24 protein-coding genes are annotated in these 23653 nt (G+C 71.7%); 7 read left to right on the top strand and 17 right to left on the bottom strand.

What is annotated here, in order from left to right; translation table 11 throughout:
- Positions 1–85 precede the first annotated feature (85 nt).
- Entirely contained in the window at positions 86–1519 is a 1434-nt protein-coding gene (locus LNK82_RS04385) for a S1 family peptidase (protein ID WP_230565619.1), read from the bottom strand.
- 142 nt (positions 1520–1661) lie between these two features.
- Here LNK82_RS04385 and LNK82_RS04380 point away from each other — a divergent pair, with 142 nt between their 5' ends.
- Complete coding sequence (locus LNK82_RS04380; RefSeq protein WP_230565618.1) at positions 1662–2012, top strand: S26 family signal peptidase; 351 nt, start codon at positions 1662–1664, stop codon at positions 2010–2012.
- Here LNK82_RS04380 and LNK82_RS04375 read toward each other — a convergent pair.
- Positions 1997–2971, bottom strand: a complete 975-nt coding sequence (locus tag LNK82_RS04375) for a LysR family transcriptional regulator (RefSeq protein WP_230565617.1) — start codon at positions 2969–2971, stop codon at positions 1997–1999. The genes LNK82_RS04380 and LNK82_RS04375 overlap by 16 nt on opposite strands.
- Before the next feature lie 232 nt (positions 2972–3203).
- On the opposite strand from LNK82_RS04375, the gene LNK82_RS04370 reads away from it, so the two are divergent.
- The 6 genes from LNK82_RS04370 (at position 3204) to LNK82_RS04345 (ending at position 8935) form a co-directional block, all read left to right on the top strand.
- Entirely contained in the window at positions 3204–4706 is a 1503-nt protein-coding gene (locus LNK82_RS04370) for an NCS1 family nucleobase:cation symporter-1 (RefSeq protein WP_230565616.1), read from the top strand.
- Positions 4703–5545 (top strand): nitrilase-related carbon-nitrogen hydrolase, encoded by an 843-nt coding sequence (locus LNK82_RS04365; protein ID WP_230565615.1) that lies wholly within the window; start codon positions 4703–4705, stop codon positions 5543–5545. The genes LNK82_RS04370 and LNK82_RS04365 overlap by 4 nt, the downstream gene beginning before the upstream one ends.
- The gene (gene hydA / locus LNK82_RS04360; protein WP_230565614.1) at positions 5542–6927 is read left to right on the top strand and encodes a dihydropyrimidinase; all 1386 of its coding nucleotides are present in this window, start codon (positions 5542–5544) and stop codon (positions 6925–6927) included. The genes LNK82_RS04365 and hydA overlap by 4 nt, the downstream gene beginning before the upstream one ends.
- An 8-nt stretch (positions 6928–6935) precedes the next feature.
- Positions 6936–7928 (top strand): TIGR03842 family LLM class F420-dependent oxidoreductase, encoded by a 993-nt coding sequence (locus tag LNK82_RS04355; protein ID WP_230565613.1) that lies wholly within the window; start codon positions 6936–6938, stop codon positions 7926–7928.
- Between the two features lie 96 nt (positions 7929–8024).
- The gene (locus LNK82_RS04350) at positions 8025–8543 is read left to right on the top strand and encodes a DUF4240 domain-containing protein (protein WP_230565612.1); all 519 of its coding nucleotides are present in this window, start codon (positions 8025–8027) and stop codon (positions 8541–8543) included.
- 17 nt (positions 8544–8560) lie between these two features.
- A complete protein-coding gene (locus LNK82_RS04345; RefSeq protein WP_053714859.1) occupies positions 8561–8935 on the top strand; it encodes a PH domain-containing protein in 375 nt (124 codons plus the stop codon).
- Between the two features lie 108 nt (positions 8936–9043).
- On the opposite strand, the gene LNK82_RS04340 is transcribed toward LNK82_RS04345, so the two are convergent.
- From LNK82_RS04340 to LNK82_RS46580, 15 genes are all read right to left on the bottom strand, one after another.
- Entirely contained in the window at positions 9044–9388 is a 345-nt protein-coding gene (locus tag LNK82_RS04340; RefSeq protein WP_230565611.1) for a hypothetical protein, read from the bottom strand.
- Positions 9385–10362: an NUDIX hydrolase gene (locus tag LNK82_RS04335; protein WP_230565610.1), complete on the bottom strand. Its 978-nt coding sequence runs from the start codon at positions 10360–10362 to the stop codon at positions 9385–9387. The genes LNK82_RS04340 and LNK82_RS04335 overlap by 4 nt, the downstream gene beginning before the upstream one ends.
- Positions 10359–11480 carry a glycosyltransferase family 4 protein gene (locus tag LNK82_RS04330; RefSeq protein WP_230565609.1) on the bottom strand — a complete coding sequence of 374 codons (1122 nt, stop codon included), beginning with the start codon at positions 11478–11480 and terminating at the stop codon, positions 10359–10361. Before LNK82_RS04330 ends, LNK82_RS04335 begins: the two co-directional genes overlap by 4 nt.
- The gene (locus LNK82_RS04325; RefSeq protein WP_230565825.1) at positions 11477–12409 is read right to left on the bottom strand and encodes a phosphatidylinositol mannoside acyltransferase; all 933 of its coding nucleotides are present in this window, start codon (positions 12407–12409) and stop codon (positions 11477–11479) included. Before LNK82_RS04325 ends, LNK82_RS04330 begins: the two co-directional genes overlap by 4 nt.
- 11 nt (positions 12410–12420) lie before the next feature.
- The gene (gene pgsA / locus LNK82_RS04320; RefSeq protein WP_230565608.1) at positions 12421–13029 is read right to left on the bottom strand and encodes a phosphatidylinositol phosphate synthase; all 609 of its coding nucleotides are present in this window, start codon (positions 13027–13029) and stop codon (positions 12421–12423) included.
- Positions 13030–13088: 59 nt separating this feature from the next.
- Positions 13089–13928: a helix-turn-helix domain-containing protein gene (locus LNK82_RS04315; protein ID WP_230565607.1), complete on the bottom strand. Its 840-nt coding sequence runs from the start codon at positions 13926–13928 to the stop codon at positions 13089–13091.
- A gap of 208 nt (positions 13929–14136) precedes the next feature.
- Entirely contained in the window at positions 14137–14442 is a 306-nt protein-coding gene (locus LNK82_RS04310; protein ID WP_230565606.1) for a hypothetical protein, read from the bottom strand.
- A gap of 414 nt (positions 14443–14856) precedes the next feature.
- Entirely contained in the window at positions 14857–15366 is a 510-nt protein-coding gene (locus LNK82_RS04305; RefSeq protein WP_230565824.1) for a sigma-70 family RNA polymerase sigma factor, read from the bottom strand.
- 15 nt (positions 15367–15381) lie between these two features.
- On the bottom strand, positions 15382–16206 hold the full coding sequence (locus LNK82_RS04300) for an enoyl-CoA hydratase-related protein (protein ID WP_230565605.1): 825 nt from the start codon (positions 16204–16206) through the stop codon (positions 15382–15384).
- Positions 16207–16215: 9 nt separating this feature from the next.
- Positions 16216–17433, bottom strand: coding sequence for an FNR domain-containing protein (locus LNK82_RS04295; protein WP_230565604.1), 1218 nt, complete (start codon positions 17431–17433; stop codon positions 16216–16218).
- The gene (locus LNK82_RS04290; RefSeq protein ID WP_230565603.1) at positions 17430–18941 is read right to left on the bottom strand and encodes an amino acid adenylation domain-containing protein; all 1512 of its coding nucleotides are present in this window, start codon (positions 18939–18941) and stop codon (positions 17430–17432) included. Before LNK82_RS04290 ends, LNK82_RS04295 begins: the two co-directional genes overlap by 4 nt.
- A gap of 229 nt (positions 18942–19170) precedes the next feature.
- Positions 19171–19974 carry an alpha/beta fold hydrolase gene (locus LNK82_RS04285; protein ID WP_230565602.1) on the bottom strand — a complete coding sequence of 268 codons (804 nt, stop codon included), beginning with the start codon at positions 19972–19974 and terminating at the stop codon, positions 19171–19173.
- A 149-nt stretch (positions 19975–20123) separates the two neighbouring features.
- The gene (locus LNK82_RS04280) at positions 20124–20672 is read right to left on the bottom strand and encodes an HIT family protein (protein ID WP_230565601.1); all 549 of its coding nucleotides are present in this window, start codon (positions 20670–20672) and stop codon (positions 20124–20126) included.
- The gene (gene thrS, locus LNK82_RS04275; RefSeq protein ID WP_230565600.1) at positions 20669–22717 is read right to left on the bottom strand and encodes a threonine--tRNA ligase; all 2049 of its coding nucleotides are present in this window, start codon (positions 22715–22717) and stop codon (positions 20669–20671) included. The genes LNK82_RS04280 and thrS overlap by 4 nt, the downstream gene beginning before the upstream one ends.
- Before the next feature lie 121 nt (positions 22718–22838).
- Positions 22839–23651, bottom strand: a complete 813-nt coding sequence (locus tag LNK82_RS46580; RefSeq protein ID WP_308257156.1) for a Clp protease N-terminal domain-containing protein — start codon at positions 23649–23651, stop codon at positions 22839–22841.
- Positions 23652–23653: the final 2 nt, after the last annotated feature.

The following is a 23653-nucleotide window of genomic DNA, read 5'->3' as shown; positions in this document are numbered from 1 at the left end:
CCGGGGGGGGGTTGGGGGGCGGGGGGGTCCGGTGTCGGGGAGACGTTGAGGGCGACACGGTCCCGCGGCGGCTTCTTCCCCCGGGCTAGGGGTTCGTGACCCCGAGCGTGTAGCTGCCCGAGCCGCTGTACGCGTGCACGCGGTAGCGGTAGTAGCCGGGTGTGCCGTTGTAGTTGACGGTCTCGCCGGCGGCGGGGCTGTCGCCCTTGGCCACGACCGCCCACGAGCTGCCGTTCCACTTCTGCAGGTAGAGGTCGAAGTCGGCGCCGCTCGGGCCGGCCAGGCAGCCGACGTGGGCGCCCGACACCGTGGACTGGTAGTAGCTGTTGTCCGGCTGGTAGGCCTGACCGCCCGCGGCCAGGGAGCCGTTGTAGGTGGTCTCCGAGTTCTGGCAGCCCGTCGGCGGGTCGGGGTCGCCGCCGCCGCTGGTGACCAGGGACAGGCCGTAGACCTGGAGGATCTCGTTGACCGGCTGGAAGTAGGTGGTGCCGCCGGTGCGGCAGTTGCCCGAGCCGCCCGACGTGACGCCCTGCGCCTGCGTGCCGGCCAGCAGCGAGCCGCCCGAGTCGCCGGGCTCCGCGCACACCGTGGTCTGGATCAGGCCGGTCACCGTGCCCTGCGGGTAGGTCACCGACGAGTTGCGGGCCTGGATGGTGCCGCAGTGCCAGCCCGTGGTCGACCCCGAACGGCACACGGTCGAGCCGACCGGCGCGTCCTGCGAGCCCGCGACCGACACCGTGCCGCCGGAGTAGTTGTTGACCAGGCCCCGCGGGGTGTTGCCCGCGGCGACCTGCACCCACGCGTAGTCGTTGCCGGGGAAGCTCGACCCGCGGAACGTGCCGCTCGGGTTGGACGTCGACGCGCCGGTGGAGCCGCAGTGCCCGGCGGTGACGAACCCGCCGTTGACGGAGAAGCCGACCGAGCAGCGGGTGCCGCTGCCGATGGAGTAGGCGTTGCCGCCGATCACGTCGATCAGCGGGCGCGGGGCTTCGGTGGTGGCGGTGTACCGGACGGCCGACGCGCTGACGCCGGACGACGCGACGAACGCGCGTGCGGCGGCGAGGCCGCCGGGGTGCGACTTGACCACGACGGTGTTGGTGGGCAGGTCGACGTACCAGCCGGGCACGGACTTCGGCGTGCGCACCACGTTCGCGTCCAGCGCGGACTTCACCGCGTCCAGGTCGGCCTCGCTGCGCTGGACGAGCTTGGTCCGCACGCCGCCCTGGTCCGCGTCGGACGCGCGGGTCACGCCGACGGTGAGCGTGCCGGACGAGTCGATCCACGCGCCGCCGAACCGGCCGTCCAGCCGCTTGCGCAGGCCGCGCGCGGTGTCGGCGGAGCGCTCGTCAGCGGCCAGCCGAGCACGCGCCTGGTCGGCGTCCAGCCCGAGGTCTCGCTGGATCGCGGACAGGACCTCGGCGTCCTGGCCGGCGGGCGCGGCCTGCGCGGCGGCCGGGGTCAGGATCCCCGCCGCGACGAGCGCCGCGACGAGCGCGATCGGTCTCAACAGTGCTGACATGGGAATTCTCCTCGAAGGAGGGCAGGGATTCCCCGTGAAACTAGGTCCGGCCGCCCGTTCGCGGTAATACCGGTTGGGTCATAAGACGCAGTGATGGCCCGGCCGGGCGGAAATCGGTGGCGCTCGTCGGGACACTCGGCGCATGGGGGTGTTGGACGCGATGGCGGCGAGGGTCGCCGAGGGTGCGACGGTGCGGTTCCGGCCGACGGGGTCGTCCATGGTGCCGCTGGTGCGCAGCCGTGACCTGGTGGTGGTCGCGCCGGTCGACCCGGCGAAGCTGGAGGTCGGCGACGTCGTGCTGGTCCGGGTCTCGGGCACGACCTACCTGCACCTGGTCACCGCGCTGCAAGGCGACCGGGTGCAGATCGGCAACAACCGCGGCCGGGTCAACGGCTGGACCGGCCGGCACCGGGTGTTCGGGCTGTGCGTCGAGGTCGAGGGCGTGCGGCGGCCGAACACCGAGGGCAAGGTGCGCGGTCAGACCAGCGCCTGAGGCGGCACCGCGCCGTACTCCGGGTGCCCCGGCAGCCAGCCCGCGTAGCGCGGGTTGCGCTCGGCGGTCTCCCGGTAGGCCTCGGCGGCGTAGCGGAGCACCTGCGGGCCGAACGCGGCGGCGGGCCCTTCCGGGTCCCAGCCGATCAGGTGCCGCCAGCGCAGCGGCGCGCCCGCCAGCGGCATCGCGACCAGGCCGGGCGTGCGGCGGAACGTCGGCTGGCACAGCGCGACGGCGTCGCCGGACGAGGCCAGGTCGATGCAGCTGTTGATGTCGACCTCGTACATGGTGCGCGGGGTGAAGCCGGCCCGGCTGCACGCGGCCACGAAGCAGTCGCCGAAGCACCCGTCACCGGGCGTCACGGCCCACTGCATGTCCTTCAGCGCACCCAGCTCCACCTCCTCCACCACCGTGAACGGGTGGTCCTCGGGCATCAGCACGAACACCGGGTCGACGGCGATCACGTGCCACGTCAGCCCGTGCTCCGACGGCGGCGGCGCGTCGCCGCACACGCCGACCAGCACGTAGTCCAGCCTGCCCGCGGCGACCATGGCGGACAGCTCCCGCCCGGACCACGACACCTGCGTGGAGACGTGCGCGCCGGGGTGCGCCTCGGTGAGCCGGTGCACCAGCCCGCCGAGCATCGGGCCGTTCACCGCGCCGACCCGGTACCGGTCGCCGGGGGCGGTGTCGTCCAGCAGGCGCGTCGCGTCCTCCTGCAACCGGGAGAACGCGGGCAGCAGCACGCGCGCCCGTTCCAGCACGAGCTCGCCGAGCACGGTCGGCCGGGCGCCCTTGTGGTCGCGCTCGAACAGCTTGCCGCCGAGCAGGCCTTCGATGCGGTGCAGTTGGGCCGTGAGGGCGGGTTGCGCCAGGCCTAAGAGGGAGGACGCCTTCGACAGGCTGCCCGCGTCCGCGATCGCGCAGACGACCCGCAGGTGCCGCAGTTCGAGCTTCATCCACCGGACGTTAGGACACCGCTCACCCGCCAGTCGAGGGCCGGCCGGGACCACGCGCACCGGCCCGGACCAGCGGCTTGAGTGGCAATGGACAGAGTGTGCCCTGATCATGGCAAGCGTGGACACTTTGCCACTGCCCACGCGCGCGGGCCGACCGGAGGATGCCGGGATGGAAATCGCGCCGAACCGCCCGCACGAAGGGTGTTCCACGAGCGTAACAGGGAAGTGACCGATGGCCCTTGACTCCGCAACCCAGGTCACAGCCGATCCCGACGGCCGCGTCGAGCTGCGTGATCATTCCGCGATCGCGGACAGCCCGCACTACAACTCCGACCTGGCGCCGGTGCCGCTGGAGCGGCGCACCTGGTCCACGTACAACTTCTTCGCCCTGTGGATGGGCATGGCGCACAACATCCCCAGCTACACGCTGGCCGCGTCCCTGGTGGCGTTGGGGATGGACTGGGTGCAGGCGTTCCTGACCATCACCCTGGGCAACCTGATCGTGCTGGTCCCGATGCTGCTCAACAGCCACGCGGGCACGAAGTACGGCATCCCGTTCCCGGTGTTCGCCCGCGCGTTCTACGGCATCCGCGGCGCGAACCTGGTCGCGTTGCTGCGCGCGTTCATCGCGTGCGCGTGGTTCGGCATCCAGACGTGGGTCGGCGGCAAGGCGCTGCACGTGATCGTGGGCCGGTTGGCGGGCGACGGGTGGGTGCAGGCGCCGGTCGTGCTGGGCCAGGTGTGGACGCTGTGGCTGTGCTTCCTGGCGTTCTGGGTGCTGCAGATGCTGATCATCTGGCGCGGCATGGAGGCGATCCGCCGGTTCGAGAACTGGACCGCGCCGCTGGTCAGCGTGGGTTTCCTGGTCCTGCTGGCGTACGTGGCGGTGAAGGCGGGCGGGTTCGGCCCGATCCTGTCGGCGCCGTCCAAGCTGGGCTGGGGCGCGGACTTCTGGAAGGTGTTCTTCCCGTCGCTGATGGGCATGATCGCGTTCTGGTCGACGCTGTCGCTGAACATGCCGGACTTCACCCGGTTCGGCGGCAGCCAGCGCAAGCAGGTGCTCGGCCAGGTCCTGGGCCTGCCCACCACGATGTCGTTCATCGCGATCGTGGCCATCCTGACCACGTCGGGCGCGATGGCGCTGTACGGCGAGGCGATCTGGGACCCGGCGGAGCTGGCGAGCCGGTTCGACAGCACCGCGGTGGTGCTGGTGGCGTTGGTGGCGCTGGTGCTGGCGACGGTCTCGGCGAACCTCGCGGCGAACGTGGTGAGCCCGTCCTACGACTTCTCCAACGCGTTCCCGAAGAAGATCACGTTCGCGGTCGGCGGCCTGATCACCGGCGTGATCGGCATCGTGATCCAGCCGTGGCGGCTGATCTCCGACCCGAGCATCTACATCTTCACCTGGCTCGGCTTCTACGGCGGCCTGCTCGCGTCGGTGGCGGGCGTGTTCGTGGCCGGCTACTGGGTGCTGGCGAAGACGCGGCTGGAGCTGCCGGACCTGTACCTGGCGGGGCGGGGCGCGTACTGGTTCAAGGCGGGCTGGAACTGGCGGGCGGTGGCGGCCACGGTGATCGGCTCGGTGCTGGCGGTCGGCGGCGCGCACGGCGGGCCGTTCCCGGTCGACGGCCTGATCCCGTTCCTCAAACCGCTCTACGACTACAACTGGGTCGTCGGCCTGGTCGGCGGAATGCTCGTCTACCTGGTGCTGGCGCCACGGAGGGAGAACGCGTGAGCAGCATCATCCGAGCAGGTCTGGTGCAGCAGAAGTGGACCGGCGACAAGGAGTCGATGATCGCGAACGCGGTCGAGGCGGTCCGCTCCGCCGCGTCGCAGGGCGCGCAGGTGGTGTGCCTGCAGGAGTTGTTCTACGGGCCGTACTTCTGCCAGGTGCAGGACGCGGACTACTACTCCTACACCGAGGGCATCCCCGACGGCCCGACCACCGACCTGATGTGCGAGCTGGCGGGGCAGCTGGGCGTGGTGCTCGTCGTGCCGATGTACGAGGAGGAGCAGCCGGGGATCTACTACAACACCGCCGCGGTGATCGACGCGGACGGCACGTACCTCGGCAAGCACCGCAAGAACCACATCCCGCAGGTCAAGGGGTTCTGGGAGAAGTTCTACTTCAAGCCGGGCAACCTCGGCTACCCGGTGTTCGACACCGCGGTGGGCAAGGTCGGCGTCTACATCTGCTACGAGCGGCACTTCCCGGAGGGCTGGCGGGCGCTCGGGCTGAACGGCGCGCAGATCGTGTTCAACCCGTCGGCGACGAGCCGCGGCCTGTCGGAGTACCTGTGGCGGCTGGAGCAGACCGCGGCGGCCGTGGCGAACGAGTACTACGTGGGCACGATCAACCGCGTGGGCGTGGAGCCGTTGGGCGACAACGAGTTCTACGGCCAGTCGTACTTCGCCGACCCGCGCGGGCAGCTCGTCGGCGAGGCGGCCTCCGACACCGACGAGGAGGTCGTGGTCCGCGACCTGGACATGGACCTGCTGGCCGAGGTCCGCAACCTGTGGGCGTTCTACCGCGACCGGCGTCCCGACACCTACGAAGGGCTGGTGCGGCCGTGAGCATTCTCATCAAGGGCGGCACGGTGGTGAACGCCACCGGCGCGTTCGAGGCCGACGTGCTGGTGGACGGCGAGAAGATCGCCGCGCTGCTCGCGCCGGGCTTCCCGGTGCAGGCGGACGAGACGATCGACGCCGCCGGCAAGTACGTGATCCCCGGCGGCATCGACGGGCACACCCACATGGAGATGCCGTTCGGCGGCACGTTCTCCGCCGACACGTTCGAGACCGGCACGATCGCGGCGGCGTGGGGCGGCACCACCACGATCATCGACTTCGCCGTGCAGCCCAAGGGCTCCTCGTTGCTGTCCACCCTGGACAAGTGGCACGGCAAGGCGGACGGCCGGTGCGCGGTCGACTACGGGTTCCACATGATCGTCTCCGACGTCACCGACACGTCGTTGAAGGAGATGGAGTCCTGCATCGACGCGGGCGTGAACACGTTCAAGATGTTCATGGCCTACCCCGGCGTCTTCTACGCCACCGACGGCGAGATCCTGCGCGCCATGCAGAAGGCCCGCGAGACCGGCGCGACGATCATGATGCACGCGGAGAACGGCATCGCGATCGACCAGCTGGTCGCGCAAGCGCTCGCGCAGGGCCGCACTGACCCCGTCGAGCACGGACTGACCAGGCCCGCCGAGCTGGAGGGCGAGGCCACCTCGCGCGCCATCACGCTGGCCAAGGTCACCGGCTCGCCGCTCTACATCGTGCACCTGTCCGCCGCGCAGGCGCTCGACGCGGTGACGAAGGCGCGCGACACCGGGCAGAACGTGTTCGCCGAGACGTGCCCGCAGTACCTGTACCTGTCGCTGGAGGACCTGGCCAAGCCGGACTTCGAGGGCTCGAAGTACGTCGCCTCTCCCCCGCTGCGGCCCAAGGAGCACCAGTCGGAGCTGTGGCGCGGCCTGCGCACCAACGACCTGTCGGTGGTGTCGACCGACCACTGCCCGTTCTGCTTCAAGGACCAGAAGGAACTGGGGCGCGGCGACTTCTCCAAGATCCCCAACGGGATGCCGGGCGTGGAGCACCGGATGGACCTGCTGCACCAGGGCGTGGTGGCGGGCGAGATCAGCCTGGAGCGGTGGGTGGAGATCTGCTCCACCACGCCGGCGCGGATGTTCGGCCTGCACCCGCGCAAGGGCGTCATCGCGCCCGGCGCGGACGCCGACGTCGTGGTGTACGACCCGGTGGCGCAGCAGGTCATCTCGGCGGCCACGCACCACATGAACGTGGACTACTCGGCGTACGAGGGCATGGAGATCACCGGCAAGGTCGACACGGTGCTCTCCCGCGGCCGGGTCGTCGTGGACGCCGGCGGTTTCCACGGCGCGGCCGGGCACGGGAAGTTCCTGTCCCGCGAGCTGAACCAGTACCTGGTGTAGGGGGGCACGTGGACTTCGGGGTAGTGCTCCAGACCGACCCGCCCGCGCGGGACGTGGTGGCCGGTCTGAAGGCCGCCGAGGACAACGGCTTCCGGTACGGCTGGACGTTCGACTCGGTCGTGCTGTGGCAGGAGCCGTTCGTCATCTACTCGCAGGTGCTGGCGGCGACGAAGGAGCTGGTCGTCGGCCCGATGGTGACCAACCCGAGCACGCGGGACTGGTCGGTGACGGCGTCGCTGTTCGCGACGTTGAACGACATGTTCGGCAACCGCACGGTGTGCGGCATCGGACGCGGCGACTCGGCGCGCCGGGTGATCGGGCAGCAGCCCGCGTCGCTGGCCACGCTGGGCCGGGCCATGACCGTGATCAAGGACCTGGCCGAGGGCCGGGAGACCGAGTACCACGGCACGCCGGTGCGCATCCCGTGGGTGCGCGACGGCAAGCTGGAGATGTGGATGGCCGCGTACGGGCCGCGCGCGTTGAGGATGGTCGGAGAGCAGGCCGACGGGTTCATCCTGCAGACCGCGGACGTGGACATCGCGCGGTGGACGATCGGGACGGTGCGTGAAGCGGCCGTGGCCGCGGGCCGCGACCCGGCGGCGATCACGATGTGCGTGGCCGCGCCCGCGTACGTCGGCACGGACCTGCCGCACCAGCGCGAGCAGCTGCGCTGGTTCGGCGGGATGGTCGGCAACCACGTGGCCGACCTGGTCGCGCGGTACGGCGACTCGGGCGCGGTGCCCACCGCGCTGACCGACTACATCTCCGGCCGCGAGGGCTACGACTACGCCCACCACGGCAAGGCGGGCAACCGGTCGACGGACTTCGTGCCGGACTCGATCGTGGACCGGTTCTGCCTGCTCGGTCCGGTGTCGGCGCACGTGGACCGGTTGCAGGAGCTGAGGGAGATCGGCGTGGACAACTTCGCGCTGTACCTGATGCACGACGACAAGGACAAGACGCTCGCGTCCTACGGCGACGGGGTGATCGGCCGGGTGTGACGTGCGGGTGGTGGGGCCGGGCCGGGGACGGTGCGGCCCCACCACCTCGGACGTCGGTCGCCGGGAATTGTCGGACCGCGTTGCTAGCGTCGCCGCATGATCCTTCCGACCGCTGCCGAAGAGGCCCGTTTCTGGGCGATGCTGGAGAACGCGTGGGCCACGCTCGGGCCCGGGCCGAACGAGGTGCGGCGCGCGTTGGCCAAGCGCGACGTGTCCGTCGACGCGTTCGAGGAGGCCGCCGAGCTCGAAGAGCACCTCGACCAGGTGCTGGAGGCGTTGACCGCCGCGTGTGCCGGGCTGTCCGGCGAGGAGTTGATCGCGCTGGACCGGGTGGCCGAGCGCAAGCTGCACGACATCGACCGGGCCGACGTGCACGAGGTCACCGACGGCTCGGACGACGGCTTCCTGTACGCGCGCGGCTTCATCCTCGCCATGGGGCAGGAGTTCTACGAGGCCGTGGCCCGCGACCCCGGGGTGGCGATCGGCGACGCCGAGGGTGAGGCGTTCTGCTACTTCTTCGCGCACGCGCACGCGGACCGGTTCGGGGACTACCCCGGGACAGGGTCGGGGATCACCCGGGAATCGTGCTCGAACCCGGCGGGGTGGCCCCGGTAGCCGGTACCGTCGAAGTCGTGATCGACTTCGAGAAGCAGTCCGTCTTCAAGCTGGCGCCGTGCCGGCCGGAGGACATCGCGTCGCAGGTGTCGCCGATCCTGATCCAGGGCGAGCAGATCGTGTCGAGCTTCAAGACGGTGCGGGACTTCGTGGTGTTCACCAACAAGCGCGTGATCGCGGTGAACGTCCAGGGCATGACCGGCCGCAAGAAGGACTTCACGTCGCTGCCCTACAGCCGGGTGCAGGCGTTCTCCATCGAGACGGCGGGCACGTTCGACATGGACGCCGAGCTCGACCTGTGGTTCAGCGGCCTGGGTCAGGTGCGGCTGGAGTTCAAGGGCCACGCCGACGTGCGGTTGCTCGGGCAGATGATCGCGACGTTCATCCTCTAGCCGTGCGCCGGGCCTGCGGACCGGGGCCACTCGGCCGCAGGCCCGACGGCGACGACGGACGCGCCGGTGATCGCCGTCCGCACACCGATCAGCCGCCTGACGGGCCGATCACATCTCGTACATCAACGAGTTCCACCGCTCCACGAAGACCTCGCGGGGTATCGGCTTGACCGGGTCGTCGTGGGGGTCGATCGGCTCGTCCGTGAGGCCGCCGTACGCGTCCTCCATCCGCCGCCACGAGTAGCGGTGCATGCCACCCGCCGAGGGTAACTCGATCTGCCGGATCGCGATCAGCTCACCCTCGTGCTCCACGGTCTCGTAGAGGGCACGCGCGCCTTCGTCCACCCAGCCCTCGACGTCCACGAACTCGAAGTACGCGCGCGGCCGGTCCGACTCCTCCAGGGCGCGGTAGAAGGCGACGACGTCGTCCATCCGGCTCGAGATCCCGATCATCGGACCGAACGGGTCGTGCCGTCCCACCCGACGAGCGCGTCGGGCAGCGCCTCGGCCAGTTGCGCCGGGTACACCGTGGCGCCGGTGGACGCCAGTTCCTCCACCGACCACCACCGGTGCCGGCGAATGGTCCGCTGCTCGATCTCGTTGAACCGCGAGGTGTCCACGTCGACCGCCTCCACCTTTCCGACGAAGAACCACTCGACCGCCGCGTAGTTCAAGCCGTCGAAGGCGAACACGGCGTGCCGCTTCCACACCGGACCGACCAGCTCGTCACCGGAGACCACGATGCCGGTCTCCTCGAACAGCTCCCGCACCGCCGCGGTCCGGACGTCCTCCCCCGGCTCGACCCCACCGCCCACGGTGAACCAGAACAGCTCGTCCGGCCGGTTCGGGTCGAAGCCCTCGAACAACAACACCCGGTCCTCGGCGTCCAGCAGCACGACCCGCGCCGAGACGCGCTGGGTCAACGTGGACGCCTCGGCGTCACCGCCGGGTTCGGCGATCTCGAAGTACGACGGCGTCGGCGCGGTGCCCGCGAGCCGCAGCCACCGCACGGACCGACGCCGGCGCAACGCCAACGTGTCGCGCACGGCGTCATTGTGCACCCGCCGGGCCAGCACCACCCGCTGTTCCGCATCGGACAGCTCGGCCGCCAGCGCGGGCTCCAGGACCGACCGGTCGAGCGCGTCCAGCAACGCCGAGAGCCGGTTCTCCGCCGCCTCCCGGTCCGGTCGCGCCGACTGCTCGGCCCGGTCCGCCGCCGCGCGCAGCTCGGGCGTGCCGCACACCGCCGCCACCGCCCGCGTCACCACCGCGCGCCGCGCCAGGGCCGCGTCCAGCGCCGCCCAGGCCGCGTCCGTGCGCACGTGCAGCCGGTCGAGCCGGTTGGCCGTGCCGAGGGTCCACGGCCCGACCAGCACGGCCAACGCCAGCAACACCAGGAACGTCGTCGCGACGCCGGAACTCGTCACGCCTCACCCACCCGACGCGGGTCCGCCGCCATGGCGCTCTCGTACACCCGCACCACCTGGTTCGCGACCACCGACCAGTCGAACATCATCACCCGCTGCCGCGCCGCGTCCACGTAGTCCGCCCGCCGGCCGGGGTCGGTCAGCAGCTCCCGTAACGCCCGGGCCAGCGCCGACGAGTCCCCGACCGGGGTCAGCACGCCCGCCTTGCCGTCGTCGAGCACGCGCCGGAACGCGTCGAGGTCGCTGGCCAGCACCGCCGCGCCCGCCGACATCGCCTCGGTGAGGATGACCCCGAAGCTCTCGCCGCCGGTGTTGGGCGCGCAGTAGACGTCCACGCTGCGCAGCGCGCGCGCTTTGGTCTCGTCGTCCACCATGCCGAGGAACACCATCCGCGACGCCAGCTCCGGCCCCGCCTGCTTGCGCAGCTCGTCGGCGTCGCCGCGACCCACCACCAGCAGCCGCACGTCCGGCGCGTCGAGCTCGCGGAACGCCTCCAGCAGCACCGGCATGCCCTTGCGCGGTTCGGTGAACCGGCCGACGAACCCGACCGTGCCACCGGGTCGCGGGTAGCCGTCCAGGGGCGTCGCGTCGGCGAAGAACCCGACGTCGACCCCGTTGGGGATCTCCACCGCGTCACCGCCGAGGTGCTCCACCTGCACGCGGCGGGCCAGCGCGGACACCGCGATCCGGGCGGTGATCTTCTCCAGGAACGGCTGCAGCACCGCCTGGAACGCCGACAGCATCTTCGAGCGCGGCGTCGACGTGTGGAAGGTGGCCACGATCGGGCCGTCGGCCACCATCAGCGCCAGCATCGACAGCGACGGCGCGGTCGGCTCGTGCAGGTGCAGCACGTCGAAGTCGTGCTCGGCGATCCACCGCCGCACGCGCGTGAACGACACCGGTCCGAACGACAGTCGCGCCACCGAACCGTTGTACGGTATCGCGACCGCCCGACCGGCCGAGGTGACGAATTCCGGCACCGGCGTGTCGTCGTCGGCGGGCGCCAGCACCTCCACCTCGTGCCCGAGGCCGCGCAGCGCGCGCGCCAGGTCGACCACGTGCGCCTGCACTCCCCCTGGCACTTCGAAGGAGTACGGGCAGACTATGCCGACCTTCACGCGGATTCCCCCCGGCGGGCCAGGACCCGGCGCAGCGCCTTCTGCCTGCTCTCCGGCAGGTCGGCCAGCCACAGCTGCTGCATCATGTGCCAGTCGGTGGGGTGCGCGGCGATGTCGGCGGCGAACACGTCGGCCATCTGCTGGGTCGCCGCGGGCACGCCCGCCGTGCCGGAGACCCGGACCGGCGGGTGCAACCGGATGACCCAACCGTCCTCGGTGAACCAGAGGCCGGCCGGGATCAGCGCCGCGCCGGTGGTCGCGGCCAGGTGCGCGGGACCGGCGGGCATCATGGTGCGCTCGCCGAAGAACGTCACGGGCACGCCGCCCGCGGTGAGGTCGCGGTCGGCGAGCAGGCAGACGACCTGGTTCGCGCGCAGCCGTTCGGCGAGCACGAGCGCCGGGTTGCGGTCACCGCCGGTCAGCGGCACGACCTCGAAGCCCAGGCTCTCCCGGAACGCGATGAACCGCCGGTACAGCGACTCGGGCTTGAGCCGCTCGGCGACGGTGGTGAACGTGCCGCAGTGCCCGACCAGCCAGACGCCCGCCATGTCCCAGTTGCCGCAGTGCGGCAGAGCGATGACCGCGCCACGGCCCTCGGCCAGCGCCGCGTCCAGGTTCTCGACGCCGCTCATCGTCCGGTCCAGCTCGGCGTAGAGCTCCTGCTGATCCAGCGACGGCATCCGGAACGCCTCGCGCCAGTACCGCGCGTAGGAGCGCACCGCCAGCCGGACCAGCTCATCCAGCTCGGCCTCGCCCGCCTGCGGCACGACCCGGCGCAGGTTGGACCGCAGCTGCCGCACGCCACCGCCGCCGCGCTTGGCGGCCCGGTCGGCGGCCGCGTCGGACAGCGCCCGCGCGGCCTTCTCCGGCAGCAGCCGCACGAGGCGCCACCCGGCCGCGTAGCCCAGGTCGACCAGGGTGCCCTTGATGTCGCGAGCGGTCACGTCCCGAGCTCCTTCGCGGCGCGGCTCACGGCCAGGATGCGCTGCACCACGGTGATCGACACCAGTGCGGCCAGCAGGTACAGGGCCACCGGCAGGACGTAGGGCACACCGAGCCCGTGCAGGCCGACGCCGACCAGCGCCACGATGAACCGCTCGGCGCGTTCGGCCAGCCCGCCGTCGGCGGAGAGCCCGGACGCCTCGGCGCGCGCCTTCACGTACGACGTGACCTGCGCGCCGACCAGCGAGACCAGGGTCGCCGCGGCCAGGCCGTGCTCGCCCGCGCCGAACGCCCACCAGGCGATGGCGGCGAACAGCGCGCCGTCGGCGATCCGGTCGCAGCTCGCGTCCAGCACGGCGCCGAACTTCGTGCCGCCGCCCTGCGCGCGCGCCATCGCGCCGTCGATCAGGTCGAACAGCACGAACACGGTGACCAGCGCCGCGCCGGTGAACAGCTGCCCGCGCGGGATGAACCACAGCGAGACGGCGACGGAGCCGACGGTGCCCAGCACCGTGACGGCGTTCGGGGTGAGGCCGCGACGCAGCAGCCACGCACCGATCGGATCGGTGACGCGCGAAACGGACGCGCGGGCGAAGATGTTCAGCATGGGGTGGCGGGGCACCTACCGACGGGGACGAAGTGGTCACCGCAGCCTAACCACCCAGCTCAGCCGAGCTTGCGGTGGTCCCTGGAGATCTGCTCCAGCAGGTCCTCGAGCGCGTCGCCGCGCACCGCCAGCCGTTCGAGCCTGCCGAACAGCGCCAGGTACTCGCGCACGTCGTGCGGGTCGGTGATGGTCGCGTTGCCGGTCAGCACGCTCAACGTCACCACCCGCTCGTCGTACACCTGGAACCCGTGCAGGGCCACCATGTTCGCGTCCGCCGTCCACGGCACCACGCCGAGCTGCACATTGGGTCTTCGGACGATCTGCACGAGGTGGTCGATCTGCTCGCACATCAGGTCCGCCGACCCCATCCGCCAGCGCAGCGCGCTCTCCGCGAGCAGGAACACGAACCGCTTGCCCAGGTCGTCCATCCGGGCACGACGGCTGCGCAGCGTGGCGATCGCGGTGTCCTGCTCGTGCGCCGGTGTCGAGTTCAACACGACCCGGAGGTAGTTCTCGCTCTGCAACAGCGCGGGCACACCCGCGTTCTGGAAGAAGCGGCTGGTGGTGGCACGGGCCTCGATCCGGGCCACGGTCTGCTGGTGGCGGTGCGCCCCGCGGTGCAGCACCACGCGGCGGGTCTCCGCCTCGGCGTGCAACTGACGGGCCAACTCCACCAGCTCGACCCTGGTCTCCCTGGTCGCGGACAGCTCGGCGACCAGGCGCTCCACGTCGGTCACGGACGGGAGGAGCATGCCGTTCTCGATCTTCGACAGCTTGGACTGGCTCATCCCGGTAGCGCGCGCCGTGGCCGTTCCGGTCATCTTGGCCTCGGTGCGCAGCCTTCGTAACTCGCGCGAGAGCCGTTCTCGGGCCAGCCGCGAACGCTCAGGTGCGGTCATGCAACGCACCGTATCGACGCTCACCCCTCTTGACGATCGGCCAGGAAGGTGTCTGAGGTTGCGCCGGCCGTCGCCCGGGGTGATCTGGGACACGTCGGCGGCCGTTCCGGCGAAGCGCACGTGCATCCAGCCGTGCAGGTGCGCTTGCAGCAGGTCCCGGGCCTGCGGTGATCGTCGGGGCGGCCGGCGGGCCGCCGCGGGGAGTGCGTCAGAACGAGACGCGGAGCAGGACCAGGTCGTTCGGCACCAATCTGATCTCGACGCCGGTGATGTCGGACCGGGCCAGCCGGGTCGTCGCGGTCGGCCGGGTGGTCGAGCCGGGACCGGCGGTCCAGGTAGCGACCAGCACCGGGGTGCCGTCGGCCGCGACCACGTGCAGGGAGTAGGCGAACTCGGGCGTCGGCGGCCCGTCCGGCACGGCGTAGGAGCACAGCACGTCGATCCGGGTGCCCCACGGCTCGTCCACCAGCCGCACGCTGGCCGTCACGGGGCTCGGCACGGTCTGGTGCAGCACGACGTCGGACGTGGGGGTCGGCGCGGTGTGGGGGGGGGGGGGGGGGGGGGGGGGGGGGGGGGGGGCCGGCGGGGGGCGCCCCCCCCCCCCCCGCCGCCCCCGCCAACGCCGCCACGACCAGCGCGGCGGCCACCAGGACCCGGGCGCGCCACCGTCGCGACCGCTCCGCCGCCAGCAGGCCGGTGAGCACCGCGACCGGCGGCTCGTCGGCTGCCGCGTCGGGCTCCAGCAGGTCGAGCGCCCGGTCACGGGGCACCGCCGAGAGGATGCCGGGCACGCCCGCGAAGGACGCGACGTCACCCGAGCACTCCAGGCACCCTGGCAGGTGCCCCTCGAACTCCCGCCGTTCGCCGGGCGACAGCGAACCGAGGACGTACGCGGCACCCCAGTCCCGGTACGGATCGACTGGCGAGCTCAACGTCCGGTGACCCCCTTCTCCTCCAGCGCCACCCTCAGCGCCCGCAGACCGTAGTGCAGCCGCGACTTCACGGTGCCCTCCGGCAGGTCCAGCGCCACGGCCAGCTCGGCGACCGACTGGCCCATGTAGTACGCACGCACGATCACCGCGCGGTGCTCCGGCGTCAACTGGGTGAGCACGTCGGCCACCAACCAGGCGTCCAGCGCGGAGTCGCTGTGGTCGTCGCGCGCCCGTTCGGGCAGCCGCTCCGACCCGATCTCCCAGCGCGCGCGGGCGCTGCGGCGCTCGTCGATCACCACGTTGCGCGCCACCGTGTAGAGCCACGCCCGAGCCGCCGCCGCGCCCTGTTCGAGCACCTTGGGGTTGCGCCACGCCCGCAGCAGCGCCTCCTGCACCACGTCGCGGGACAGCTCGTCGTCCCCGGTCAGCCGGCGCACGTACCGCCACAGGGCGGGCGCGTGCTCGTCGTGGAGGGAGCGCAGCAGGGCGATGTGACTGTCGTTGATCGCGCACCTCCTCGGCTAGTCGTGGAGCAGCGGTTCCCTGGTCGCGCCCAGCGGGGTGGAACCCCGGAAGGCGGGCCGGCGCTTCGCGAGGAAGGCCGCCGTGCCCTCGCGCATGTCGTCGGTGGTGAACGCCTCCCGGAACGCGTCGAGCTCGAGCGCCAGTCCGGCGGCGACGGTCGTGCCGTTGGTGGCGTTCACCGCGGCCTTGGCCAACGACACCGCCGTGGCCGAGTTGCCCGCGACCCGACCGAGCACCGCGCGTGCGGCGGCCAGCATCTCATGGCGGTCGTCGAACACCGCGTTGACGAGCCCGAGCCGCAGCGCCTCCGGCGCGTCGACGTGCCTGCCGGTGTAGATCAGCTCACGGGCGACGGCGGGCCCGACCAGGCGTTGGAGCCGCACGCAGCCGCCGAAGCCCGGGATGAGGCCGAGCACGACCTCCGGCTGGCCGAACACGGCGCGCCGGGTCGCGTAGGCGAAGTCGCAGGCCAGCACCACCTCGCACCCGCCGCCGAGCGCGTAGCCGTCCACGCACGCGACGACCGGGCACGGGGCCTCCTCCAGCAGCCGGGTGACGCGCTGGCCGAGCATCCCGAACCGCTCGCCCTCGTCCGGCGTCATCGCGGCCATCTCGCGGATGTCCGCGCCCGCGATGAACGCCGGACCGGGCGCTCCGCTGAGGATGATCCCGCGCGGCGCGGGTCCGGTGAGGACGCCGGACAGGAAGTGGTCGAGTTCGGCCAGGACGCGGCCGGACAGCGCGTTGCGCGCCCGCGGCCGGGACACGGTGACCGTCGTGACGCCGTCCTGCTCTTCGACGATCAAGGTCGAGTAGTCCACGAAGTCTCCTCACGAGTCCCAGATGGCGCCGAACGCGGGGACGCCCCGCGCTTCGAGCTCCTCGACGACGTGCCAGGTCGTCTTCTTGTTGGAGATGCAGATGACCGCTTCGGCGTCGAACTCCCGGTGCGCGCGCAGCGCCAGCTCGACCAGGTCGGGCTTGCCGTCGCGGACGGTGTCCCAGACCAGCGCGTCGGGCTGCACGGCCTCGATCTCGTCGACCAGCTCGTCGCCGTAGGTGTCGCGGGGCGTGCGGGTGGACCACACCAGGCGCGACGGCGTCTCCTGCGACAGCAGGTGGGGCAGGCACGGCCCGATGCCGCTGCCGGTGGCCACCCACACCACCCTGGTGAACAGCTTGTCGATGTTGCCGACGCCCGCGGTGGGCACGCCCTTGACCCACAGGTGGGTCGGCAGGTCGTCGATGAGCGAGCCGGTCCAGTCGCCCGCGCGCGAGATCGTGAGGCGGAAACCCGTGCGGCCGGGCGTGGGCACGTTGGCGAACGAGTGCCACTCCAGCAGCGGGTTGCGGCTCACCGCGGTCGAGGAGCCCGCGAACGGCGTCACGCCGTAGTCGAACGACACCAGCGCGACGTGCCGCGACGGGCTGACGATCCGCACCGGCACGCGACGCAGCCGCGTCCACGGCAGCACGACGCTCGCCACGACGAGCAGGAGCAGCCAGAACTGGGTCGAGCCCAGGAAACCGGGCTGCCGGGACGAGTCCGCGGCGAACAGGGCGAGCACGGTCCAGCCGGCGAAGCGGTGCACGCGCTCGAACACGTCGTGCCGGCGTGCGCGCAGGGCGGGCAGGGCGAAGACCACCATCGCGACCATCAGGGCGAGGATCGTCCACGTGAGCGGGTCGGCTCGGACCACGGCGAGCGCGGCGAACCACGCGGTGGCGCTGAGGGCGGCGCCGACGTGCAGGCCGCCGAACAAGTGGTAGACCTTGCCCAGCGTCCAGCGGACCCGCAGCGGCCACGTCGTCGGCGCGCTCGTGGCGAGCCGGAACAGCAGGTTGATCACGTGCTGCTGGCGGATCAGGACGGCCAGGGCGACGTTGGCGACGACCAGGTCGGCGAGCGCCCGCGCGTCGTCCACACCGAACGCCGCGATCACGTTGACCAGGACGACGGCGGCGGCGAGCCGGTTGTGGTGGGTGAACGGGCGCCTGCGCAGCCTCAGGGCCAGCGCGGACGGGGTGTCGGTGCGCGTGGTGGTCATGCGACCGTCACCAGCGACGACAGCGCGGCCCGGTCCACTTTGCCGCGAGCGGTCAGCGGCAGGTCGTCCACCGCGACGACCAGCGACGGCACGCAGTAGTAGGGCAGCGAGCCCGCCACCGCGTCGGTGGCCGCTCGGGGGTCGACGGAGGCGGGGCTGACGAACCCGACGAGCCTGCCGTCGTGCAGGACCGTGGTCGCGCGGGCGCAGCCGGGCGTCGTCTCCAGGGCGGAGGTGACCGCGTCGAGCTCGACCCGGAAGCCCCGGACCTTGACCTGGTCGTCGGTGCGGCCGTGGTGCTCCAGCTCGCCGTCCGGCGTCCACCGGCCGAGGTCGCGGGTGCGGAACATCAGGTGGTCGCCGCCGAGGAACGGGTCGGGGCGGTAGCGCTGGGCGGTCAGCACGTCGTTGCCGAGGTAGCCCGCCGTGACGCACGCGCCGCCCGCCCACATCTCGCCGACCTCGCCGATCCGGCACGGCCGCAGGTCCTGGTCGAGCACGTAGACCGTGCTGTTCGGGACGGGGCGGCCGATGGTCAGGCGGCCCTTCGCCGGGTCGTAGCGCTGCACGGTGTTGACGATCGTGACTTCCGTGGGGCCGCAGGCGTTGTGGAACGCGGCGCGGGCGCTCCAGGCGTCGGCGAGGGGCTTGGGGCAGCGTTCGCCGGCCACGGCGACGGTTCGGACGTCGGGGCACGCGTCAGGGTCCACTGTGGACAGCACGCCGGGTGTCGCGATGAGGACGGTGGCGGTTTTCGCCGTCTCGCCGATGTCCCGGCCGCGGATGACGGACGTGGCGCCGTGGGCGAGTGCGCCGAACAGCTCCCAGACCGCCATGTCGAACGCGATGTTGAGCAGTTGCGCGACCCGGTCGCCCGGTCGGATGCCGAGGTCTCCCGGTGCGGTGAGCAGGACGTTGCACAGGTTCGCGTGGGTGACGCGGACGCCGTTGGGCACACCGGTCGTGCCGGAGGTGAAGATGACGACGGCCGTGTCGCCGGGCTCCGTGCGCGGCGGGCCGACGCGGCGGTCCGGGAGGGCGTCGAGGGCGAGGACCTTCGGCGCGGCGAGGCCGCGGACGTGCGGGGCGTGCTCGCCGGTGGTCAGGACGACGTCGATCTCGGCGGTGCGGATGACGTGGTCGAGGTGGGCCTTCGGGGTGATCCGGACGTCCTGCGGCACGTACGCCGCGCCGACCTTCAGCACAGCCAGGATGCCGACGACGAGGTGGACCGAACGCGTTAAGAAGACGCCGACGTGATCACCGGGGCGCACGCCCGCGTCGAGGAGTTCGGCGGCGACGACGTTCGCGCGGTGGTCGAGCTCACCGTAGGTCAGGCAGACGCCCTCGTGCTCGACCGCCCGCGCGTGCGGCGATCGTGCCGCGTGCGACTCGAACGCGTGGTGGATCCGGTGGAACGGCGGTGTCGCGCTCGGGCCGCGGCCGAATCGGCGGAACAGGGGGCGGTCGTCCGGGGGCAGCGCCAGCACAGCGTCGGGCTCGGTCATGGCCGTCACAGGGTGTGCACCTCTCGTCAGCCGGGCGTGGACACCCGGTCTGAACGAGACAGCCCCATCGTCCGTTCAAGCCGAACCCAAAAAAGGTTGAACTTTCTCCCATCCGCGTGTCGAACACCCGGCGCCCGCGTGTCGAACGCTCAGGACCGGCATGTCGAACACTCAGGACCTCCGAGTCGAACGCCCGGGCAACGACAGTCGAACGGACCGGTCCCCGACCTCACCAGTCGAGACGGGACGGGTGGACCCGGTCCAGGAAGTCCCGCACCAGGGCGACGACCTCGTCGAGGTTGGTCTCCAACGCCCAGTGACCGCCGTCGAGCAGGTGCAGCTCGGCGTCCGGCAGGTCTCGGAGGTAGGCCCGTGCCGCCCCCTCGGGCATGTAGCCGTCGTGCCGGCCCCACGCGATGAGCGTCGGCGGCCGGTGCTCGCGCAGGTACGCCTGCTGCCGGTCGAACCAGTCGAGCGTGCTCACCTGGTCGGCCAGCAGGTGGACCAGGTTCCGCCGTCGCTCGGGCGTGCCCAGCAGCGCCCAGCACAACGTCCACAGGTCCGGGCAGACCCGCTCGACCAGCCGATCGGGGATCTCGCCGACGAACTCGTCGCGGAAGCCCTCCGCGCTGACCGCGGCGTAGAGCCTGGACGTCCCCTCCTCGGTCGGGTCGGCCCAGTACTCCTTGAGCGGGCGGTACTTCGGGCCGTGCTGGTCCTCGTAGATGTCACCGTTCTGGATGATCAGCGCGGCGACCCGGTCGGGCGCGTGCATGGCCAGCCGCAGTCCGAACTGGGACCCGTAGTCGTGCAGGTAGATGGCGTACCGGGTGAGGCCGACCGCCTCGGTGAACCGCTGGAGGAACTCGGCGTAGCCGTCGAAGGTGTAGGAGAAGCGCGAGCGGTCCGGCGTGCCGCTGTACCCGAAGCCGGGGTAGTCCGGCGCGATCAGGCGCCACCGGTCGCCGAGGGCGGCCATGAAGTGGCGGTACTGGAACGACGAGCACGGGTAGCCGTGGGGAAGCAGGACCACCGGAGCGTCCGGTGGCCCTGCTTCGCGGTAGAAGATGGTGGTCCCGTCGACCTCGATCGTCCGATGGGCTACCGGGGCGGGAGTGTTCGGTGAAGTCACCCTTGTCCCGTTGCACGGGGCGGTCCGGGGTAAACCTCACCCCGCCCGGCTCAGTCCGCGGTGGCCCAGGCGTCGGCCAGGAGTTGCCTGGTCTCGCCGAGCAGTTGCGGCAGGACCTTCGTGTGCCCGATCACCGGCATGAAGTTCGCGTCGCCGCCCCAGCGCGGCACGACGTGCTGGTGCAGGTGGGCCGCGATGCCCGCGCCCGCCACCACGCCCTGGTTCATGCCGACGTTGAACCCGTGCGGCGAGGCGGCGGACCGGATCACCCGCATCGCCTTCTGGGTGAACGCGGCGAACTCCGCAGTCTCGGCCGCGGTCAGGTCGGTGTAGTCGGGCACGTGCCGGTACGGCAGCACCATCAGGTGGCCGGGGTTGTACGGGTACAGGTTGAGCACCGCGAACACCAGCTCGCCGCGCGCCAGGATCAGGCCCTCGGCGTCGTCCAGGCCGATCACCCGGCAGAACGGGCACCCCTCCGGCTCGTCGCCCACGGCCTTGCCCTCGCCGCGCACGTACGAGAGGCGGTGCGGGGTCCACAACCGCTGCAACGCGTCGTCGACCCCGACCCCGTCCTGCTCCTCGTACTGGTTCGTCACTGGACGAGGTCCGCCGTGGGCGAGGCGTTCTCCCGCCGCGCCACCCAGTCCACGACCGTCTCGACGGCGCGCTCGACCGGCACGCCGTTGACCTGCGTGCCGTCGCGGAACCGGAACGACACCGCGCCCTGCTCCACGTCCTTGCCGCCCGCGAGCAGCATGAACGGCACCTTCTGCGTGGTGTGGTTGCGGATCTTCTTCTGCATCCGGTCGTCGGAGGCGTCCACCTCGACCCGGATGCCCTTCGCCTTGAGCTGCTTCGCCACCGCGAGCAGGTGGTCGACGTGCTCGTCCGCGATCGGGATGCCCACCACCTGCACCGGCGCCAACCACGCCGGGAACGCGCCCGCGTAGTGCTCGGTCAGCACGCCGAAGAACCGCTCGACCGAGCCGAACAACGCCCGGTGGATCATGACCGGGCGCTGCCGGGCGCCGTCCGAGCCGGTGTACTCCAGCTCGAACCGCTCGGGCAGGTTGAAGTCGACCTGGATGGTGGACATCTGCCAGGTGCGACCCAGGGCGTCCTTGGCCTGCACGGAGATCTTCGGCCCGTAGAACGCCGCGCCGCCCGGGTCGGGCACCAGCTCCAGGCCGGAGTCCTCGGCCGCGACGCGCAACGCCTCCGTGGCCTTCTCCCAGACCTCGTCGGAGCCGACGGACTTCTCCGGGTTGCGGGTCGACAGCTCCAGGTAGAAGTCGTCCAGGCCGTAGTCGCGCAGCAGCCCGAGCACGAAGGACAGCAGCGACTTCAGCTCGTCCTGCACCTGGTCGGGGGTGCAGAAGATGTGCGCGTCGTCCTGCGTCATGCCGCGCACGCGGGTCAGGCCATGGATCACGCCGGACTTCTCGTACCGGTAGACGCCGCCGAACTCGAACATGCGCAGCGGCAGCTCGCGGTAGGACCGGCCGCGCGACTTGAAGATCAGGTCGTGGAACGGGCAGTTCATCGGCTTGAGGTAGTAGTCCTGGCCCGGCTTGCGGACCGTGCCGTCGTCGTTGAGCTCGGCGTCGAGGTGCATCGCCGGGTACATGCCGTCGCGGTACCAGTCGAGGTGACCGGAGGTCTCGAACAGGTTGCCCTTGGTGATGTGCGGCGAGTAGACGAACTCGTAGCCCTCTTCGGTGTGCCGGGCGCGCGAGTAGTCCTCCATGGCCTTGCGGATGACGCCGCCCTTGGGGTGGAACACCGCGAGGCCCGAGCCGATCTCGTCGGGGAAGCTGAACAGGTCCAGCTCGACGCCCAGCTTGCGGTGGTCGCGCCGCTCGGCCTCGGCCAGCAGCTCCAGGTGCGCGTCCAGCGCCTCCTGCGACTCCCACGCCGTGCCGTAGATGCGCTGCAGCTGCGGGTTCTTCTCGTTGCCGCGCCAGTACGCGGCGGCGACGCGGGTCAGCTTGAACGCCGGGATGTGCTTGGTCGTCGGCACGTGCGGGCCGCGGCACAGGTCGCCCCACACGCGGTCGCCGGACCGCGGGTCGAGGTTGTCGTAGATCGTCAGCTCGCCGCCGCCGACCTCCATCACCTCGGCGGTGTCCACGTCGCTCTTGATGTCCACCAGTTCGAGCTTGAACGGCTCGGCGGCCAGCTCGGACTTGGCGGCGTCGACCGACTCGACCACGCGGCGGTTGAACCGCTGCGCGCCCTTGATGATCGACTTCATGCGCTTCTCCAGCGCCTGGAGGTCCTCGGGCGTGAACGGCTTCTCGACCTGGAAGTCGTAGTAGAAGCCGTCCTTGACCGGCGGGCCGATGCCCAGCTTGGCCTCGGGGAACTGCTGCTGCACGGCCTGCGCCAGCACGTGCGCGGCGGAGTGCCGGATCACGCTGCGGCCGTCGGCGGTGTCGGCGGCGACCGCCTCGACCTCGACGTCGACCTGCGGGACCCACGACAAGTCGCGCAGGTGGCCCTCGGGGTCGCGCACGACCACGACGGCGTCCGGCCCCTTGCCCGGGAGTCCCGCTTCACGCACCGCCGTCCCCGCGGTGGTCCCCGCCGTCACCACCACGCGAGGTGGGATCGGGGCGGCTGCGGGGCGCGGTTCGGACACGGTGACTCCTCGGTGTGCGTCGGTCCTTTGCCCGAGATGTTATCGGTGCTCACCGAGTCGATTTCCGGCGCACCGGGTCGGCCGGTCCGGTGTTCCGCGGATCACCCGGTCGGGTGGGTGCTCAGCCGCGGATCAGGGCGGGCAGCGCGTCGGCCGAGGTCACGGCACGTCCGGTGGTGCGCTGGTAGCGGCGGACGAGGTCGCGGTGGCGCACGCGATGGCCGAGCCGGCGTTCGACGGTGAGCAGCGGGTTGCGGCGTGGCGGCGGGAAGGTCGCGGCGAGGTCGGCGAGCAGGGCCTCGCGGTCGACGCCGGCGGTCTTGAGCACCCACGCGACGCCGGGGTCCAGGGCGGTGAGGGCGAGGGCCAGGTGTTCGGGGCGGTGCTCGCGTTCGCGGCGGGCCAGGGCGAGGCGCAGCGAGGCCGAGTAGGCCGCCTGGGCGTCCAGGCCGAGCGGCGGGGTGAGGTCGGCGCAGCGCCGGCGTGCCTTCGCCGCGCCGAGCGGGAGCAGCGGCTCACGGCCGGGCGGCCGGTCCAGGGCGGGTGTGCCGCCCAGCAGTTGGTCGAGGTCGACGCCCAGCGGCGCCAGGACGGCCCGGTCCGCCGCACCGCCCGCGCCGAGCGGGGCCGCGAGGTGGGCGGCGTGGCGGATGGCGGAGGGGGTCGCGCCGTGGCGGAGCAGGGCGGCCGCGACGGTTCCGCCGGCCGGAGCGTCTGAGGAGGGGCTCCCTGCGGCAGCGCGGTCGGCGAGCGGGCCGGCGCTGGGTGGGTTGTGGGCGGAAGAGCTGCCGGCGACAGGATCCGCGGCGAGGGGTCCTGCGGCCAGGGCTGCCAGGAGGTGCTCGCTGCCGGTGCGCGGGTGGCCGAGTTCCAGTGCCAGCCGGAGCGCGCGGCCGATGGTGCGGTTCAGGTCGGGGTGGTCGCCTCGGAACACCG

The sequence above is a fragment of the Saccharothrix luteola genome (assembly GCF_020859565.1).
GTDB classification, from domain to species: domain Bacteria; phylum Actinomycetota; class Actinomycetes; order Mycobacteriales; family Pseudonocardiaceae; genus Actinosynnema; species Actinosynnema luteola.
The sequence above is the reverse complement of the archived record's forward strand: the minus strand, read 5'-3'. Positions and strand labels throughout refer to the sequence as shown.

Coding starts and splice junctions, on each gene's coding strand:
- LNK82_RS04385 (WP_230565619.1), bottom strand. CDS start 1,519: ATGTCAGCACTGTTGAGACCGATCGCGCTCGTCGCGGCGCTCGTCGCG.
- LNK82_RS04380 (WP_230565618.1), top strand. CDS start 1,662: ATGGGGGTGTTGGACGCGATGGCGGCGAGGGTCGCCGAGGGTGCGACG.
- LNK82_RS04375 (WP_230565617.1), bottom strand. CDS start 2,971: ATGAAGCTCGAACTGCGGCACCTGCGGGTCGTCTGCGCGATCGCGGAC.
- LNK82_RS04370 (WP_230565616.1), top strand. CDS start 3,204: ATGGCCCTTGACTCCGCAACCCAGGTCACAGCCGATCCCGACGGCCGC.
- LNK82_RS04350 (WP_230565612.1), top strand. CDS start 8,025: ATGATCCTTCCGACCGCTGCCGAAGAGGCCCGTTTCTGGGCGATGCTG.
- LNK82_RS04340 (WP_230565611.1), bottom strand. CDS start 9,388: ATGATCGGGATCTCGAGCCGGATGGACGACGTCGTCGCCTTCTACCGC.
- pgsA (WP_230565608.1), bottom strand. CDS start 13,029: ATGCTGAACATCTTCGCCCGCGCGTCCGTTTCGCGCGTCACCGATCCG.
- LNK82_RS04315 (WP_230565607.1), bottom strand. CDS start 13,928: ATGACCGCACCTGAGCGTTCGCGGCTGGCCCGAGAACGGCTCTCGCGC.
- LNK82_RS04295 (WP_230565604.1), bottom strand. CDS start 17,433: ATGACCACCACGCGCACCGACACCCCGTCCGCGCTGGCCCTGAGGCTG.
- LNK82_RS04290 (WP_230565603.1), bottom strand. CDS start 18,941: ATGACCGAGCCCGACGCTGTGCTGGCGCTGCCCCCGGACGACCGCCCC.